The 17,185-nt window shown below is 63.3% G+C and carries 19 protein-coding genes; 11 read left to right on the top strand and 8 right to left on the bottom strand.

The genetic code is table 11. The features are described 5' to 3' along the window. The first annotated feature begins 125 nt into the window (after nt 1–125). Nucleotides 126–2,561 carry a penicillin acylase family protein gene (locus AAHK21_RS19910; protein ID WP_367858125.1) on the top strand — a complete coding sequence of 812 codons (2,436 nt, stop codon included), beginning with the start codon at nt 126–128 and terminating at the stop codon, nt 2,559–2,561. Nucleotides 2,562–2,629: 68 nt separating this feature from the next. Here the strand turns inward: AAHK21_RS19910 and AAHK21_RS19905 are convergent, their stop codons facing one another. Together AAHK21_RS19905 and AAHK21_RS19900 are read right to left on the bottom strand one after the other, a co-directional pair. Continuing rightward, nucleotides 2,630–3,055, bottom strand: coding sequence for a type II toxin-antitoxin system HicB family antitoxin (locus AAHK21_RS19905; protein ID WP_367858124.1), 426 nt, complete (start codon nt 3,053–3,055; stop codon nt 2,630–2,632). 20 nt (nt 3,056–3,075) lie between these two features. Continuing rightward, nucleotides 3,076–3,258, bottom strand: coding sequence for a type II toxin-antitoxin system HicA family toxin (locus AAHK21_RS19900; protein WP_023630766.1), 183 nt, complete (start codon nt 3,256–3,258; stop codon nt 3,076–3,078). A 233-nt stretch (nt 3,259–3,491) separates the two neighbouring features. On the opposite strand from AAHK21_RS19900, the gene AAHK21_RS19895 reads away from it, so the two are divergent. Then, entirely contained in the window at nt 3,492–4,607 is a 1,116-nt protein-coding gene (locus AAHK21_RS19895) for a succinylglutamate desuccinylase/aspartoacylase family protein (protein WP_367858123.1), read from the top strand. Between the two features lie 6 nt (nt 4,608–4,613). Here the strand turns inward: AAHK21_RS19895 and AAHK21_RS19890 are convergent, their stop codons facing one another. Further along, nucleotides 4,614–4,856 (bottom strand): hypothetical protein, encoded by a 243-nt coding sequence (locus AAHK21_RS19890; protein ID WP_046854466.1) that lies wholly within the window; start codon nt 4,854–4,856, stop codon nt 4,614–4,616. Nucleotides 4,857–4,953: 97 nt separating this feature from the next. Then, nucleotides 4,954–5,520 (bottom strand): dCTP deaminase, encoded by a 567-nt coding sequence (dcd, locus tag AAHK21_RS19885; protein WP_023630764.1) that lies wholly within the window; start codon nt 5,518–5,520, stop codon nt 4,954–4,956. 327 nt (nt 5,521–5,847) lie between these two features. Here dcd and AAHK21_RS19880 point away from each other — a divergent pair, with 327 nt between their 5' ends. Next, complete coding sequence (locus tag AAHK21_RS19880; RefSeq protein ID WP_012273869.1) at nt 5,848–6,057, top strand: cold-shock protein; 210 nt, start codon at nt 5,848–5,850, stop codon at nt 6,055–6,057. Between the two features lie 122 nt (nt 6,058–6,179). Here AAHK21_RS19880 and apbC read toward each other — a convergent pair whose 3' ends face one another. Next, nucleotides 6,180–7,274, bottom strand: coding sequence for an iron-sulfur cluster carrier protein ApbC (gene apbC, locus AAHK21_RS19875; protein ID WP_023630763.1), 1,095 nt, complete (start codon nt 7,272–7,274; stop codon nt 6,180–6,182). Nucleotides 7,275–7,432: 158 nt separating this feature from the next. On the opposite strand from apbC, the gene metG reads away from it, so the two are divergent. From metG to AAHK21_RS19840, 7 genes are all read left to right on the top strand, one after another. Further along, nucleotides 7,433–9,475 (top strand): methionine--tRNA ligase, encoded by a 2,043-nt coding sequence (metG, locus tag AAHK21_RS19870; RefSeq protein WP_367858122.1) that lies wholly within the window; start codon nt 7,433–7,435, stop codon nt 9,473–9,475. A gap of 101 nt (nt 9,476–9,576) precedes the next feature. Continuing rightward, the gene (locus tag AAHK21_RS19865; RefSeq protein WP_367858121.1) at nt 9,577–10,125 is read left to right on the top strand and encodes an Rnf-Nqr domain containing protein; all 549 of its coding nucleotides are present in this window, start codon (nt 9,577–9,579) and stop codon (nt 10,123–10,125) included. A gap of 78 nt (nt 10,126–10,203) precedes the next feature. Further along, a complete protein-coding gene (locus AAHK21_RS19860) occupies nt 10,204–11,175 on the top strand; it encodes an RnfABCDGE type electron transport complex subunit D (RefSeq protein ID WP_367858120.1) in 972 nt (323 codons plus the stop codon). Beyond that, nucleotides 11,172–11,783 carry an RnfABCDGE type electron transport complex subunit G gene (locus AAHK21_RS19855; RefSeq protein ID WP_367858119.1) on the top strand — a complete coding sequence of 204 codons (612 nt, stop codon included), beginning with the start codon at nt 11,172–11,174 and terminating at the stop codon, nt 11,781–11,783. The genes AAHK21_RS19860 and AAHK21_RS19855 overlap by 4 nt, the downstream gene beginning before the upstream one ends. Beyond that, nucleotides 11,780–12,304, top strand: coding sequence for an Rnf-Nqr domain containing protein (locus AAHK21_RS19850; RefSeq protein WP_367858118.1), 525 nt, complete (start codon nt 11,780–11,782; stop codon nt 12,302–12,304). The genes AAHK21_RS19855 and AAHK21_RS19850 overlap by 4 nt, the downstream gene beginning before the upstream one ends. A gap of 4 nt (nt 12,305–12,308) precedes the next feature. Continuing rightward, a complete protein-coding gene (gene nth, locus AAHK21_RS19845) occupies nt 12,309–12,947 on the top strand; it encodes an endonuclease III (RefSeq protein ID WP_046854460.1) in 639 nt (212 codons plus the stop codon). A gap of 104 nt (nt 12,948–13,051) precedes the next feature. Beyond that, on the top strand, nt 13,052–13,228 hold the full coding sequence (locus tag AAHK21_RS19840; RefSeq protein WP_023630757.1) for a PA3496 family putative envelope integrity protein: 177 nt from the start codon (nt 13,052–13,054) through the stop codon (nt 13,226–13,228). A gap of 46 nt (nt 13,229–13,274) precedes the next feature. Here AAHK21_RS19840 and AAHK21_RS19835 read toward each other — a convergent pair whose 3' ends face one another. After that, nucleotides 13,275–13,901 (bottom strand): response regulator transcription factor, encoded by a 627-nt coding sequence (locus AAHK21_RS19835; protein WP_023630756.1) that lies wholly within the window; start codon nt 13,899–13,901, stop codon nt 13,275–13,277. 372 nt (nt 13,902–14,273) lie between these two features. On the opposite strand from AAHK21_RS19835, the gene AAHK21_RS19830 reads away from it, so the two are divergent. Beyond that, the gene (locus AAHK21_RS19830; RefSeq protein WP_367858117.1) at nt 14,274–14,735 is read left to right on the top strand and encodes a hypothetical protein; all 462 of its coding nucleotides are present in this window, start codon (nt 14,274–14,276) and stop codon (nt 14,733–14,735) included. Nucleotides 14,736–14,779: 44 nt separating this feature from the next. On the opposite strand, the gene AAHK21_RS19825 is transcribed toward AAHK21_RS19830, so the two are convergent. Beyond that, nucleotides 14,780–15,997: an argininosuccinate synthase gene (locus AAHK21_RS19825; protein ID WP_023630754.1), complete on the bottom strand. Its 1,218-nt coding sequence runs from the start codon at nt 15,995–15,997 to the stop codon at nt 14,780–14,782. 128 nt (nt 15,998–16,125) lie between these two features. Then, entirely contained in the window at nt 16,126–17,097 is a 972-nt protein-coding gene (locus tag AAHK21_RS19820) for an OmpA family protein (protein ID WP_367858116.1), read from the bottom strand. Nucleotides 17,098–17,185: the final 88 nt, after the last annotated feature.

Below are 17,185 nucleotides of genomic sequence, written 5' to 3'. Positions count from 1 at the left end.
CCCATGATCAACCCGCTCCAGCATGACCACTGGTAAATAAAGCTCCCCGGCACCTTGCACGGCGACTGCGCGCTCACTACCTTAGCGCCTTTCAGAACCCCGCCACGCCCTGCAGGAATCCAGCCATGGCCGCCCCCGTCCTTCCACCCTTCCCTCTCCGCCTCGGCAGTGCTGCCGCGTTGCTTGGCCTGCTCGCGCTGGGCGGCTGCCAGATGGGTGGCATCCAGGACAGCGTCCTGCCCAACAGCGGCGTGCAACCGCTCAAGGGCCTGGCGCAGAACGTCTCGGTACGGCGTAACGCCATGGGCGCGCCGCTGATCGAAAGCAGCAACTTCCATGATGCGCTGTTCAGCCTGGGCTACTTGCATGCCGGGGATCGCATCGAGCAGATGGTCGCCATGCGCCTGCTGGCCCAGGGGCGCCTGGCCGAGCTGGCGGGAGCCGACGCCCTGGAGATCGACCGGCTGATGCGCGCGGCCAACCTCAAGCAGAATGCCGGCCAGCTGTATGCCGATGCCTCGCCGCGCCTGAAGCGCTTCTTCGAAGTCTATGCCCGCGGGGTCAACGCCTACCTGTTCCGCTATCGCGACAAGTTGCCGGGCGAACTCGCTCGCAGCGGCTATCGCCCGGAATACTGGAAACCCGAGGATTCCGCGCTGATCTTCAGCCTCTACGCCTTCAGCCAGTCGGTGAACCTGCAGGAGGAACTGTCGGCATTGACTCTGGCGCAGAAGGTCGGTGCCGACAAGCTGGCCTGGCTGCTGCCCGGCGCTCCGGACGAACCCCTGGCCGAAAGCGAAGTCGACAAGCTCAAGGGCGTGAACCTGGCCAGCCAGCTGCCGGGGCTGGGCGCGCTTGCCGCCACTGGCCAGCAATTGGCCGACCTCGGCCTGCTGGGTGCCCCCGGCTCGAGCAACCTGGCCCTGTCGCCCCAGCGCAGCCGTGCCGGCAAGAGCCTGCTGGCCAGCGACAGCCGCGCCGCCTGGGCACTGAGCCCGGTGCAGATACACACCGGCAAGTATCAGGTCGCCGGCCTGTCGCTGCCAGGGCTACCGATCGTGCTGGCCGGCTACAACGGCAAGCTGGCCTGGAGCAGCAGCGCGGTGATGGCCGACAACCAGGACCTGTTCCTCGAGCAGGTGCGCCGCCAGGGCACCCAGCTGACCTACCTCGCCGAGGGCAAGTGGCAACCGGCGCGTGCCCGCAACGAGACCTTCTTCGTTCGCGGCCAGCGCCCTCAGCGCGAAGTGATGTACGACACTCGCCACGGCACCCTGTTGCCGGGGCATGGCAGCCTGGCCCTGGCCCTGCATCTACCGCTGCTCAAGGACGATCGCAGCCTCGATGCGCTGTTCGACCTGACCCGCGCGCAAAACATCGAGCGTGCCTTCGACAGCACCCGCGAGGTCGGTGCGGCAGCGCTGAACTTCGTGTTCGCCGAGCCCCAGCATATCGGCTGGCAGGTCAGCGGCCGCTACCCCAACCGCCGCGAAGGCCAGGGCCTGTTGCCCTCCCCAGGCTGGGACGGGCGCTATGACTGGGATGGCTACGCCGATGCGATGCTGCACCCCTATGATCAGGACCCGCCCGCCGGCTTCATCGGCCACGCCAACCAGCGCAGCCTGCCCAAAGGCTACGGCATGCAGCTGTCGAGCAGTTGGTACTACCCCGAGCGTGCCGAACGCCTGGCCCAGCTGGCCGGCAACGGTCGTCACGACAGCCGCAGCGTGATGGCCCTGCAGAACGATCAGGTGACACTGCTGGCCGACAAGCTCAAGCAGATGTTCGACGCCCCCGGCATGGCCCAGCCGCTCAAGCAGGCCATCGACGCCCTGCCTGGCGCCCAGCGCGACAAGGCTCGCGATGCCCTGGCGCGACTCAAGGCCTTCGATGGCCGGCTAAGCCCGGTGTCGGCCGATGCCGCCTTGTACGAACTGTTCCTCCAGGCAGTCACTCGCCAGACCTTCCTCGATGAACTGGGCCCGGAATCCAGCCCGGCATGGCAAGCGTTCATCGGCAATGCCAAGCTTTCCTACTCCGCCCAGGCCGACCACCTGCTGGGACGCGAGGACAGCCCGTTCTGGGATGATCGCGGCACGCCGCAAAAAGAAGACAAGCCCACCATCCTCGCCCGCAGCCTGGCTGCGGCGGTGGATGCCGGCACCACACAACTCGGCGCCGACCGCCGCGCCTGGCAGTGGGGCAAGCTGCATCAGTACCGCTGGCCGGCACCGGCCTATCACGGCCTGGGCGACAAGCTCGAGCGCGCGCCCCTGGCGGCGGGTGGCGACTTCAGCACCCTCGCCCTGACACCTTATGCCTGGGGGAGCAGCTTCGACACCCAACTGCCGGCCTCGGCGCGGATGATCGTCGATTTTGGGCAGACCGAACCGCTGCAGGTGCTGACCAGCAACGGCCAGTCCGGCAATCCGGCCAGCCACCATTACAGCGATGGGCTCGATGCCTGGTTCAAGGGCCGCTTTACCAGCCTGCCGCTGCAACCGCAGAATTTTGCCCGGGCCTACGGTAGCCAGCGATTGACGCTGGTGCCTGGCAAATAGGCCTTCGACCCCACGGAAGTAGCTTCCTGGCGCAGCAGCTGCGCCAGGAAGGAACTCTCGGATCAGGTTCAGGCAGCTACCACCGCGAGCTCAATGCGTTGCCCCAATACATGCAAGGCATGCTCGACCTGCTCGATCTTGGAGCGATGCAGCAGATCAACCAGGCGATCCACCTGCGGCCGATTGACGCCAAGCCGTCGGGCCATTTCGGTCTTGGTCACATTCTGAGCGACCATGGTGTTCCACAGCGCCGCCTTGGCCGCGGTCAGCGCCGGCAACCTGACAATGGCCTCGGCTGACTGCACTGATGTCGGCAACGGAATGGCTGCCCGACGCTCCACGTACAGGGAAAGCGCTGACTCCAGGGCATCCACTGCATCGAACAATGCTTCATCGAGCGTATCGCCCGCACTGGCCATCTCAGGTATATCCGGACAACTGATCCAGACACTGCCTGTATCACGGTGCACGTTTACCGGATAGTCGAAATTCATTTGGAAACCTCGTTGCGTGGTCAGTCGCTCAGTCCAAGATCCTTGAGGATCTTCTTCCTCAGCCCCTCCCCTATTTCCTTGGCGCCGTGGTCGGGGAAGATGGTTTGTCGATTGCCCAGGTAAACCTTGAAATGGCTGCCTTTGGCAGGAACGAAGGTGGCTCCCTGAGAACGCAGCCATCGACGTAGTTCGCTGTACTTCATGCATGCACCAGGAGAAAAATGCAGCAAACAGGTTGCACTCGCAACATATTTGTTGCGCAGCGCGATGAAGCATCAGTAGACAACACCTGCGGGTTCGGCATTTCCTCATTTCAGGTAGTCCATATCTGAGCTCCACCGTCCGCCCGGCCGATGTGAATAGTGCGCCAACGCCGAAGTTATGCTTCTATCCTTGATCCCGGCCCTTGCCGCACAGCGCTCACATCAGGACCACCATGCACCACTCGACCCACGACCTGCTCTCCCCTGTCCCGGGTATCGCCCGCCAGTTGCACAGCTTCCATTTCGGCCCACGTGGCGCCGGCAAGGTGTACATCCAAGCCTCGCTGCACGCCGACGAACTGCCGGGCATGCTGGTGGCCTGGCACCTCAAGCAGCGGCTTGCGGACATGGAGCAGCAGGGGCGGTTGCGCAAGGAGGTCATCCTGGTACCGGTGGCCAACCCGGTCGGCCTCGAGCAGGTGTTGCTGGACGCGCCCCTGGGGCGCTTCGAGCTGCAAAGCGGCGAGAACTTCAACCGCAAGTTCGTCGACCTGTCGGACAGCATCGGCGACCAGATCGAAGGCCACCTCTCCCAGGACCCGGCCCACAACCTGGCGTTGATCCGTGAATACCTGCGCCGGGGCCTGGATGCCCACCCCGCGCACACGCCGCTGCAGTCCCAGCGCCTGACCCTGCAGCGCCTGGCCTGCGACGCCGACATGGTGCTCGACCTGCATTGCGACTTCGAAGCCGTCGAGCACCTGTACACCACGCCCGAGGCCTGGCCCGAGGTCGAACCGCTGGCACGTTACCTGGGCGTCCAGGCCAGCCTGCTGGCCACCGACTCGGGCGGGCAATCGTTCGATGAGTGTTTCAGCCTGGTGTGGTGGCAGTTGCAGCAGCGCTTCGGCAAACGCTTCCCGATCCCCCAGGGCAGTTTTTCGGTGACCATCGAGTTGCGCGGCCAGGCCGATGTCAGCCACGCCCTGGCCACCCAGGACTGCCAGGCGATCCTCGACTTCCTGACCCACGCCGGAGTCATCGAAGGGCAGCCTGCCCCTTTGCCGGCGCTGCGCCATCCGGCCACGCCACTGGCAGCGGTGGAACCGGTCATGGCACCGCTTGGCGGGTTGCTGGTGTTCCATGCCAGCCCCGGCCAGTACCTGCAAGCCGGGACACTGATCGCCGAGGTCATCGACCCGCTCAACGACCGGGTCACCCCCTTGCGCAACAGCCAGGCGGGGCTGCTCTATGCCCGCAGCATCCGGCGCATGGCCACCGCGGGCATGGTGGTCGCCCATGTGGCAGGCGAGCAGGTCTGTCGCAGCGGTTACCTGCTGGGCAACTGAGCGGCGTCAGGCCACGGGAGCCGGAGGCGGCTCATCGGGCAAGGTCGGTTCGCCCGGCTCCATCGGTGGCTGCTCGCCAGGCTGCGGCGGCTGGGGAGTGTCGGGATCAGGCTGGTGAGGCACGCCGCCAGCGCGCATGGGCAGTGGCGTGTGTATCGGCGGATGGGCCAGCAGCGACCAGGCCAGCAATCCGATCTGGTTCGGCTGCAGGACGGCCAGCTTGGCACTGATTGCGGGGTCAATTTTCATGGAAGGCTCCTGACGAGAGCCGGCGCACGTCATGCGCGCCGGAACTGTTCACTCGTTGGAGTGCCGGGCGCGGAAACAATTCCCGCGCTTTGTCGGCTCAGGTGCGCGGCAAGGTGACGCCGCGCTGGCCCTGGTACTTGCCACCACGATCCTTGTACGACACTTCGCACTCCTCGTCGGACTGCAGGAACAGCATCTGCGCCACGCCTTCGTTGGCGTAGATCTTCGCCGGCAACGTGGTGGTGTTGGAGAACTCCAGCGTCACATGGCCTTCCCACTCGGGCTCGAGCGGGGTGACGTTGACGATGATGCCGCAGCGGGCGTAGGTGCTCTTGCCCAGGCAGATGGTCAGCACGTCACGCGGGATGCGGAAGTACTCCACTGTACGAGCCAGGGCAAAGGAGTTCGGCGGGATGATGCACACGTCGCTCTTGATGTCGACGAAGCTGCCGGCGTCGAAGTTCTTCGGGTCGACGGTGGCCGAGTTGATGTTGGTGAACACCTTGAATTCGTCGGCGCAGCGTACGTCGTAGCCGTAGCTGGAGACGCCGAAGGAGATGACCCGGCTGTCGTGCTCGCCGCGCACCTGGCGCTCGACGAACGGTTCGATCATGCCGTGTTCCTGCGCCATGCGGCGAATCCACTTGTCCGATTTGATGCTCATGGCGGGGTGTCCTGAAGAGTGCAAGGTGAAAAACGAGATGCGCATCTTACCGGTCCCGGCGCGCGGGTTAAAGTTTCCTTGCCCATCCCGCGCCAGACGGGGCCTGCACCGGCCGCCGATCCGAAATTCATCAAAGCGCTCCTTGACCATTGGCAGGTTGTGGAAAGTGGGTTAAGGTGGCGCCACTGTGCTGCACGTGACACCGAGAATCTCTAGTTTGATGCACGATTATCATCGGCCCATCGCTGAATTTTCTGCTCTCTTTGCACTCAGTCCCGGGCAGGGTATTTCCTGACCGTAATCAACTTTGTCCAAGGAGACAGAAACATGTCCAACCGTCAAAACGGTACCGTTAAGTGGTTCAACGATGAGAAAGGCTACGGCTTCATCACCCCTCAGTCGGGTGACGACCTGTTCGTGCACTTCAAAGCCATCCAAGCTGACGGCTTCAAAACCCTGAAAGAAGGCCAGGCTGTTACTTTCGTCGCTACCCGCGGCCAGAAAGGCATGCAGGCTGAAGAAGTTCAGATCGCCTAAGTCGATCTCGCTTCCTCGCTTTCAAAAAAAACCCGCCATTGGCGGGTTTTTTTATGCCTGAGCGAATGGTCAGAAGCGATCGGGGGAGCGAGCTTGTCCGCTCCCACATGACTGCCTGAACCTCAATCCTCGCTGATGGTGATGCTCGGCATCGCTGGCGCCGCCGCTTCCTGTAGCACGATCCGCGCCCCCACCTGCCGCGCCAGCTCCTGGTAGACCATGGCGATCTGGCTTTCCGGCTCGGCAATCGCGGTCGGCTTGCCACTGTCGGCCTGCTCGCGGATAAGCATCGACAACGGCAACGATGCCAGCAGCTCGACACCGTACTGGGCCGCCAGCTTCTCGCCGCCGCCTTCGCCGAACAGGTGCTCGGCATGGCCGCAGTTGGAGCAGATGTGCACCGCCATGTTCTCTACCACGCCCAGCACCGGGATGTTGACCTTGCGGAACATCTCCACGCCCTTCTTGGCATCCAGCAGCGCCAGATCCTGCGGGGTGGTGACGATGACGGAGCCCGCCACCGGCACCTTCTGCGCCAGGGTCAGCTGGATATCGCCGGTGCCTGGCGGCATGTCGATCACCAGGTAGTCGAGGTCGTCCCAGGCGGTCTGGGTCACCAACTGCAGCAACGCCCCCGAAACCATCGGGCCGCGCCAGACCATGGGCGTGTTGTCATCGGTGAGGAAAGCCATGGACATGACCTCGACGCCATGGGCCTTGATCGGCACGAACCACTTCTGCTCGCGCACCTGCGGGCGGGTGCCCTCGGGGATGCCGAACATCACACCCTGGCTGGGGCCATAGATGTCGGCGTCGAGTATCCCCACCCGCGCACCCTCGCGGGCCAGGGCCAGGGCCAGGTTGGCGGCGGTGGTCGACTTGCCGACCCCGCCCTTGCCCGAGGCCACGGCGACGATGTTCTTGACGTTGGCCATGGCCGGCACCTGAGCCTGGGCCTTGTGGGTGGCGATCACACAGTCGATGCCGACCGAGGCCGAAGTCACGCCGTCGAGGTTCTCGATGGCGGTCTGCAGCACCTGCGCCCAGCCGCCCTTGAACAGCCCGGCGGCATAGCCCAACTGCAACTGCACATTGACTTGCCCACCCTGGATTTCGATGGCGCGCACGCAACCGGCGCTGACCGGGTCCTGGTTCAGGTAGGGGTCGGTGTACTGGCGAAGCACGCCTTCGACGGCGGCACGGGTAACGGCACTCATGGAGGCTCCCATTGGCAAACTGAATACGGAACAGGCGCCTATGCTAACCCGTCAATCGTCAGCGGATGCGTTGTTGGGGTGAAATATATTCGCCAGCCCTTTATAGTGGCCGATCACCCTCATTTTTACCCCGTAGCCAGATAAGTAGCCGAGCCACCATGTCCGAGCCACGTCAGATTCTCGTCACCAGCGCCCTGCCCTATGCCAATGGATCGATCCACCTTGGCCACATGCTCGAGTACATCCAGACGGACATGTGGGTGCGCTTCCAGAAACTGCGCGGCAACCAGTGCATCTATGTCTGCGCCGACGACGCCCACGGTTCGGCCATCATGCTGCGCGCGGAAAAGGAAGGCATCACGCCCGAGCAACTGATCGCCAACGTCCAGGCCGAGCACAGCGCCGACTTCGCCGACTTCCTGGTCGACTTCGACAACTACCACTCCACGCACAGCGAAGAGAACCGCGAGCTGTCGAGCCTGATCTACACGCGCCTGCGCGATGCCGGGCATATCGCCACCCGTTCGGTCACCCAGTATTTCGACCCTGAAAAGGGCATGTTCCTCGCCGACCGCTTCATCAAGGGCACCTGCCCCAAGTGCGCGGCCGAGGACCAGTACGGCGACAACTGCGAAAAATGCGGCGCCACCTACGCCCCGACCGAGCTGAAGAACCCCAAGTCGGCGATCTCCGGCGCCACCCCGGTGCTGCGTGATTCCCAGCACTTCTTCTTCAAGCTGCCCGACTTCCAGGCCATGCTGCAACAGTGGACCCGCAGCGGCACCCTGCAGGACGCCGTGGCCAACAAGCTCGCCGAGTGGCTGGACTCTGGCCTTCAGGAATGGGACATCTCCCGCGACGCCCCGTACTTCGGTTTCGAGATCCCGGGCGAGCCTGGCAAGTACTTCTACGTCTGGCTGGACGCGCCGATCGGCTACATGGCCAGCTTCAAGAACCTCTGCGCGCGCCGGCCGGAACTGGACTTCGACGCGTTCTGGAAAGAAGACTCCACGGCCGAGCTGTATCACTTCATCGGCAAGGACATCGTCAACTTCCACGCCCTGTTCTGGCCGGCCATGCTCGAAGGCGCGGGCCTGCGCAAGCCGACCGCGGTCAACGTGCACGGCTACCTGACCGTCAACGGCGCGAAGATGTCCAAGTCGCGCGGCACCTTCATCAAGGCGCGCACCTACCTCGACCATCTGCAGCCGGAGTACCTGCGCTACTACTACGCCGCCAAGCTGGGCCGCGGCGTCGACGACCTCGACCTGAACCTCGAGGACTTCGTGCAGAAGGTCAACTCCGACCTGGTCGGCAAGGTGGTCAACATCGCCAGCCGCTGCGCCGGCTTCATCCACAAGGGCAATGACGGCGTGATGGTCGCAGGTGATGCCGCGCCAGAGCTGACCGAAGCTTTCCTCGCGGCCGCCCCGTCGATTGCCGAGGCCTATGAAGCCCGTGATTTCGGTCGCGCCATGCGCGAGATCATGGCCCTGGCCGACCGTGCCAACGCCTGGATCGCCGACAAGGCCCCGTGGTCGCTGGCCAAGCAGGAAGGCAAGCAGGAGGAGGTGCAGGCCATCTGTGCCCAGGGCGTCAACCTGTTCCGCCAGTTGGTGATCTACCTCAAGCCGGTCCTGCCAGTGCTGGCCGCCGATGCCGAGGCCTTCCTCAATGTCGCGCCGCTGACCTGGAACGACCACCAGTCGCGCCTGGAAAACCACCAGCTCAACCCGTTCAAGGCGCTGATGAGCCGCATCGAACCGGCCAAGGTCGAAGCCATGATCGCCGCCAGCAAGGAAGACCTGCTGGCCGCCGAGGCCAAGACCGCCCCGGCGGGCAATGGCGAGCTGGCCAAGGACCCGCTGTCGGCTGAAATCGAGTTCGACACCTTCGCCGCAGTCGACCTGCGCGTGGCGCTGATCGTCAAGGCCGAAGCCGTGCCGGGTGCCGACAAGCTGCTGCAATTGACCCTGGACATCGGTGACGAGCGTCGCAATGTGTTCTCGGGTATCAAGTCGGCCTACCCGGATCCGTCCCAGCTGGAAGGCCGCCTGACCATGATGGTGGCCAACCTCAAGCCACGGAAGATGCGCTTCGGCGTTTCCGAGGGCATGGTCATGGCAGCCGGCCCGGGCGGCGAGGAAATCTACCTGCTCAGCCCTGACAGCGGTGCCAAGCCAGGCCAGCGCATCAAGTAACCACCTCGAGTAACTACCATGCCCCGGTCACCTGGCCGGGGCATTTGCATCTGCCGCCCGCTGCCGGATAATGGCGCCATCCTCCCGCCGTCGGCATCTCCATGAGTGACTATGTTCTGGTCCTGGTCAGCGCCGCGCTGGTCAATCACCTGCTCCTGCAGGCAGAGCCGGTCGAGCGTGCACGCCTGCATGTCCTGGGCCTGTGCAGCGCACTGCTGATACTCGTGGCACTGCCAGTCGGCGCCTGGCTGTACCAGCAACTGCTCGTGCCTCTGCAGTTGCAGGACCTGCAGTTGTGGATCTTCCTGCCGTTGCTGACGGCATTGGCCTGGGCGCTGCCGAACCTGCTTCAGCGCCTGCGCCCAGACTGGCCTACACAAGGCCTGCCGGGTCTGCTGAGCGCAAATGCCGTGGTGCTAGGCTTGCTGGTGCAACTGTCCCATGACGACATGCGCGGCTGGCGCCTGCTGGCGTGGCCACTCGTCGCCGCTTTGGGCTTCTGGCTCGCGCTGATGCTTTATGCGGACCTGGACATGCGCAGCCGCCAAGCCGAGGTACCCACGGCATTACGCGGCCTGCCTATCCAACTGATCGGTGCCGGGGTGATGGCCATGGCGTTTTCGGGACTCAACGGACTGTTCACCCAATGAACCTCACTCTACATACCGACGTCTTGCCGCCGGCCCTGCAAAACGCCGCCCGGCACTACCTCGAGGAACTGCAGGCCCATGCCGCTACCTGATCCGCGCCTACGCAGCGCCATGCAACTGGTGCTGCTGGCCTGCACCCCAGGGCTGCTGGCACTGTTCTGGCTGCATGGCTGGGGCGTGCTGATCAACCTGCTGCTGAGCAGTTGCGCGGCGCTGGCCACCGAGGCCTTGCTGCTGAGGTGGCGCAAGCTACCGGTGGCCTCGGCCGTGGGCGATGGCAGTGCGCTGGTCACCGCCGTCCTGCTGGCTGCCGCCCTGCCCATCCAGGCACCCTGGTGGTTGCCGGTAATTGCAGCCTGTGTTGCCATTGGCCTGGGCAAACAGGCCTTCGGTGGAGTGGGACGCAACCTGTTCAACCCAGCCATGGTGGGCTACGTGTTCGTACTGCTGAGCTTCCCCCTGCAGATGAACCACTGGCCCGGCCAAGCACCCGGGTTGCTGGACAGCCTGAATCTGAGCCTGGGTACCGGCGATCGCATCGATGCCTGGGCCAGCCCCACGGTGCTCGACGTACTGCGCCACAACCGCAGCCTGACCATCGACGAACTGTTTGCCAGCCATTCGGCCTTCGGCCACTTCGGTGGACGGGCAAGCGAATGGGTCAACCTCGCCTTCCTGCTCGGAGGGTTGTTCCTGATGCAGCGCAAGGTCTTCGGCTGGCATGCACCCGTCGGCCTGCTTGGTGCCTTGTTCCTGTTCAGCCTGCTGGGTTGGAATGGCTCCGGCTCCGACTCCAATGGCTCACCATTGCTGCACCTGCTGTCGGGCTCGACCATGCTGGCCGCGTTCTTCATCGCCACCGAGCCGGTATCAGGTTGCAGGCAGCCATTGGCTCGCCTGCTGTTCGGTGCCGGTGCCGGCCTGCTGATCTACCTGATCCGTACATGGGGCAGCTTCGCCGACGGCACGGCATTCGCGATCCTGCTGATGAACCTTGCCGCACCCTCCCTGGATCGCTGGGCGGAACGCCGCCAGCAGGCCTGCCCGTGAATGCCCGCTGGCGCAGCGCCGCATGCCTTCTGCTGCTGGCATTGTTGGCCGTTGCCACGACACTGGCCTGGCAACGCTTCACGGCCGAACCGATTGCACAGGCCTCGCGCCAGTGGCAGGAACGGCAGTGGCTGGCGGTGCTGCCGCCGGGCAGCTACGACAATCGGCCCTTGCAGACACCCTTGGCCCTGGCAGATACCAGCCTGCGCCATAGCCGCCTGCTCGCCGGTTACCGTGCCACGCTGGCCGGCAGCCCCACCGCCATCCTGCTGCACAACAGGTTCCAGGGCTATGGCGGCGCCATCGAAATGGTCATCGCCATCGACACCCGGGGCCGCCTGGTAGGCATGCGTGTACTCGAGCAACAGGAAAGCCCAGGCCTGGGCGACCAACTGGCAGACCCGGCGCGTCACTGGCTCGACCAGTTCATCGGCCGGGCACAGCAAGGTACACCCGAGCAGGCCTGGGCGATCAAGCGTGACCAGGGCGCGTTCGATCAGCTCGCCGGGGCGACGGTAACTTCTCGGGCAGTCATTGAGGCGATCCAGGATGCGCTGCGCTACTTCGACGATCACCGCCAGGCACTGCTCGGCGAGGCGCGCCCATGAGCAGGTTCTGGCTAGTGATGATCAGCCTGGCACCGTTGCTCGGCGCGACCCGGACCATTGTCCAGGCTATCGCCATCAGCCTTTGCGCTTGCCTGCTGACAGGCCTGCATCAGGCGCTGATGGCACCGCTGCGTCGCCACCTTGCCCAGGGCGCCAGCCCGTGGGCGAGCGCTTTACTGGCCGCCACCTTGGTAACCTGCCTGTACCTGGGGCTGCGGGCGTGGGCCCTGCCCCTGGCCGAGGAACTTGCCCTCTACCCCCTGTTGCTGGCGCTGCCCTGCCTGGCCTGCGAACAGTTGCCGCCACAGACTCACCGCTACCGCCAACTGTGCCGCAGCCTGGGTGGGCTCCTGGTGGCCAGCCTTGCCCTGGGTATCTGTCGACAAGTGCTCGCCGACGGTCTCGGCCTGCACATTGCCACGCTCGCCCCCGGCGCCTTGATACTGCTCGGCCTGCTGCTGGGCTTGTACAATCACCTGCGCCCATCGACCACCTCACCACGCAGTCAAGGAAGCCGTTGACCCCATGAATGCCGCCAAACGCCTGGAGATCTTTCGCAGGCTGCATGAAGACAACCCCGAACCCAAGACCGAACTGGCCTACTCCACCCCCTTCGAACTGTTGATCGCGGTGATCCTCTCGGCCCAGGCGACGGACGTCGGCGTCAACAAGGCCACCGCGCGCCTGTTCCCGGTTGCCAACACGCCGCAGGCCATCCACGCCCTGGGTGTCGAAGGCCTGAGCGAGTACATCAAGACCATCGGGCTGTACAACAGCAAGGCCAGGAATGTCATCGAGACCTGTCGCCTGCTGGTCGAACTGCACGGTGGTGAAGTCCCGCAGAGCCGCGAAGCCCTGGAAGCCCTGCCCGGCGTCGGCCGCAAGACCGCCAACGTAGTGCTCAACACCGCTTTTCGCCAACTGGCCATGGCCGTCGATACGCATATCTTCCGGGTCAGCAACCGCACGGGTATAGCGCCGGGCAAGACCGTTCTGGAAGTCGAAAAGAAACTGCTCAAGTTTGTGCCAAAGGACTATCTGCTCGATGCCCACCACTGGCTGATCCTGCATGGCCGCTATGTCTGCCAGGCCCGAAAACCCCGCTGTGGCAGCTGCCGAATCGAGGATCTGTGCGAATACAAGCTCAAGACCTCGGACGATTGAAGCAATAGCTGACAACAGCACAAGGCGATTGAAAAAATCTTTTTTACCCGCTCTGCGATTCCCGTTATAAGGACGGCCAATGGCCCTTTGGCTTGGAGTGACGCATGAGCACCGATAAAGAAGACCTGGCGAACGACGACGATTTCCAAAGTACGGACGACGACGTGGAGCCGCAGGCCGAACCGGCCAAGACCAACCTGAGCAAGCGCCGCACCATCGACAACATGCTCGAGGAGCGACGCCTGCAGAAGCAACTGGCCGACTTCGACTACGATCTGTAGCGCAGACATGCAAAAGCCTCCTGAACGGAGGCTTTTTCAATAGGGTTCAGGCCAGCCCATGGCGCTGGGCGAGTTCGATCAGGTCCACCAACGAGCGGGCATTCAACTTGAGGAGCAGGCGAGTCTTGTAGGTACTGACCGTCTTGTTGCTGAGGAACATGCTGTCGGCGATCTCCTTGTTACTCTTGCCCCGTGCCAGTTGCTGCAGCACCATCATCTCCCGGCCGGAAAGCCGCTCGACCATCTCCATTTCCGTGGCGCCTCCCGTGCCCGAGCGCCCCTTGTGCAATGCCTGATTGGGGAAATAGCTGTAGCCGGACAGCACGGCCTTGATGGCACTGAGCAGCTCGGTCAACTCCTGTTGCTTGCACACATAACCTGCCGCCCCCGCTTGCATGCAGCGCATCGAGAAGTGCCCAGGGGCCTGGGAAGTCAGCACCAGTACCTTGCTCGCCGGGCTCGCCAGCGTCATCCGCGCAATCACTTCAAGCCCATCCAGTTTGGGGATCCCGATATCCAGAATGACAATATCCGGCAGATATTCCCGCGTCAGTTGCAGGGCATCCACACCATTGTCACTCTCCGCCACCACTTCGTAGCCATGCCGTTCCATCAGCATGCGTACGGCCAGGCGAATGACCGGGTGATCATCCACGATCAGCACTTTATTCATGCGATTCCCATTGATACGTTATTTTTAGTTCGATAGACCACCACACCCGAGCATAACGATTATTTATGCAGCGGTTTCCCTGGTAAATTCACCGAAAGAAGCGGCCTACAATTAATGGAGACTCTTCCTACAAACTACCCCTTTCACAAAATGTAATAGATATTGGTTCGTCGCAACGATTCAGAAAGTAACAGTCGCCATAATTGGATCCAAGTGTCATTGGGTCACACTTCACGCGGGAAAATTCGACTGTATACACTGGATAAAGGTAGGCGTTGAGGGCTGCGACCTGGCCAGGGAGGGAAACAAAGCACGCTTAATACGCTGGGGAAAACACGCTACAGATGGGCAAAGCATCACCAGGCACTCATCATGAACCGCGACCCCATCAGTCCGTTGACCCTTATCGCTGTCTTTGCCGGCGTGATCGAAGCGTCTGCCCTGGCATCACTCCCGTTCCTCAGCGAAGACAGCCAGACCCTGTACACCTGGTTCCTCGTGGGCTTCCCGTTCTTCCTTACCGTACTGTTCTTTCTCACCCTCAACTTCAACACTCGCTCGCTGTTTGTACCGGACAGGGATGCCAACAGCGCCAGCAAGCCTGTACACACATCTGTCGCCGGGAGCAAAGGCGCGATGATCATCGCCATTTCCGGAGCCGACAGTCAGAAGATCATCGAAAACCATGTACTGCGAATGATCGACCGCCCCCACGGGCGACAACGACGCTGGGTGCTGTACAACCTGGATACGCGCACCTGTATCCATCTCTCTGCCGCGCCCATGCAGGAAGACGAGAGCCCGCCCGCCACCCAGGCAGAAACCCAGGCATGAAAAAACCCGGCCTAGGCCGGGTTTCTTCTTACGCTCGAGGCAGCTTACAGCAGCGAACGGCCCTTGTTGGCCGCGATACGCATACGCAATGCATTGAGCTTGATGAAGCCTGCGGCATCGGCCTGGTTGTAAGCCCCGCCGTCTTCCTCGAAGGTCGCGATGTTGGCATCGAACAGCGAATCGTCCGACTTGCGGCCTACGACGGTGACATTGCCCTTGTACAGCTTCAGGCGGACAACGCCATTCACGTTGAGCTGCGAGGCGTCGATCATCTGCTGCAGCATCAGACGCTCCGGGCTCCACCAGTAGCCGGTGTAGATCAGGCTGGCGTACTTGGGCATCAGCTCATCCTTCAGGTGAGCGACTTCGCGGTCCAGGGTGATCGACTCGATGGCGCGGTGAGCCTTGAGCATGATGGTGCCGCCCGGGGTCTCGTAGCAACCGCGCGACTTCATGCCGACATAGCGGTTCTCGACGATGTCCAGGCGACCGATGCCGTTGGCGCCGCCAATGCGGTTGAGATCGGCCAGCACGGTGGCCGGGGTCTTCTCGACGCCGTCGATGGCGACGATGTCACCGTTGCGGTAGGTCAGCTCGATGTAGGTGGCCTGGTCCGGGGCGTTCTCCGGAGAGACGCTCCATTTCCACATGTCTTCCTCGTGCTCGGTCCAGGTATCTTCCAGGACACCGCCTTCGTAGGAGATGTGCAGCAGGTTGGCGTCCATCGAGTACGGCGACTTCTTCTTGCCGTGGCGCTCGATCGGGATGCCGTGCTTCTCGGCGTAGTCCATCAGCTTCTCGCGGGACAGCAGGTCCCACTCACGCCATGGCGCGATGACCTTGACGCCAGGCTTGAGCGCATAGGCGCCCAGCTCGAAACGCACCTGGTCGTTGCCCTTGCCGGTGGCACCGTGGGAAATGGCGTCGGCGCCGGTTTCGTTGGCGATTTCGATCAAACGCTTGGCGATCAGCGGACGGGCGATGGAAGTACCCAGCAGGTACTCGCCTTCGTAGACGGTGTTGGCGCGGAACATCGGGAAGACGAAATCACGCACGAACTCTTCGCGCAGGTCGTCGATGTAGATTTCTTTCACGCCCATCGCCTGGGCCTTGGCGCGGGCCGGCTCGACCTCCTCGCCCTGGCCGAGGTCAGCGGTGAAGGTCACCACTTCACAGTTGTAGGTGTCCTGCAGCCACTTGAGAATCACCGAAGTATCAAGGCCGCCGGAATACGCCAATACGACCTTTTTTACGTCCGCCATGCCATCACTCCACGGGGTTGTACGGAAAGCCGATGATTCTACCGGCCTTGCCGAAAAATTTACAATGGGGCGACAGCTTGTGACGACAAAGCGACAGGAATTGTCGAGAGCGCGACCCGCTGTCGCACTCAGGATTTCGCTGGAGTGGGCTGGGCGGAAGCGGGCGCAGGCGTCGCGGGCGCAGGTGCGGTAGCCGCGGGCGCCGGTGCAACCGGTGGCGCCGGTTTCTCCAGCGGTTTCTCGACCGGTGTCACGCGCTCGAGCTGGATGTTCACCCGGCGGTTGCGCGCCCGGTTGGCGGCAGAGTTGTTCTTGGCCAGCGGATAGCGTTCGCCGTGGAAGCGCACGGTGATCTGCTCTTCCGGCACGCCATGCGCCTTGAGGTAGTCGGCCACCGCCAACGCCCGTCGGCGCGAGGTGTCGCGGTTGGTCAGGCGGTTGCCGCTGTTGTCGGAGTGGCCGTTGAGCTCGATGTGATTGACCGTCGGATCGGCCTTCAAATAGTCCAGCAGCACATCCAGGCGCGCACGCGCCGAGCTGTCCAGTTCGATCCCGCCACCGGGGAAGCCGACCTGGGTCTGGCGGATCTGGTCGTAGTTCATCGGCAGCAGCTTGGCGGCGCACAGTTGGTAGTCGCTGTAGGCCTTGGCGAAGCTGACGGGCATCACCTGCACTTGCATCGGCCGGCCACCCTCGCCCCGGTAGTTGCGCACCACCGTGCTGCGGCCATCGAGCAGGCCATTGATCAGGCGGCTGGCCTGCCCCTGGCTGGAGGTGAACAACACGCCAGTGCGGGCCATGTGCACCGCACCGAGGTTGATATCGCCCCGCCCTGGCTGCCAGGGGGCTGCGGCGGCCAGCAAGGTGGCTGACCCTGCGCCGAGGACATTGCTGTCCGAACGCAGCTGGAACGTCGGTTGCTCGCCGGCACGGCGCACGAACTCGCCGCTGCCGAAACCGTCGATCGGCTGGATCAGGCGACATTCGAACTGGTCACCCTCGACTTTCCAGGCGACGTTCTCCACGCGGGTCTGGAAGGTCATGGCCCCGGCCGGCAGGCTGGCGACAAGGGTGAACAGGGCTAGGTAACGCTGGCGCACGGTCGGCTCCACTGATTCTGACGGCTTACCTGAATGCTATCGGACGCCTGTCGGAAAACTTGATAGCCGTGCTCGAACAGGGGTTTTC

The organism is Pseudomonas sp. TE50-2, assembly GCF_040813665.1.
GTDB classification, from domain to species: Bacteria; Pseudomonadota; Gammaproteobacteria; order Pseudomonadales; family Pseudomonadaceae; genus Aquipseudomonas; species Aquipseudomonas soli.
The sequence above is the reverse complement of the archived record's forward strand: the minus strand, read 5'-3'. Positions and strand labels throughout refer to the sequence as shown.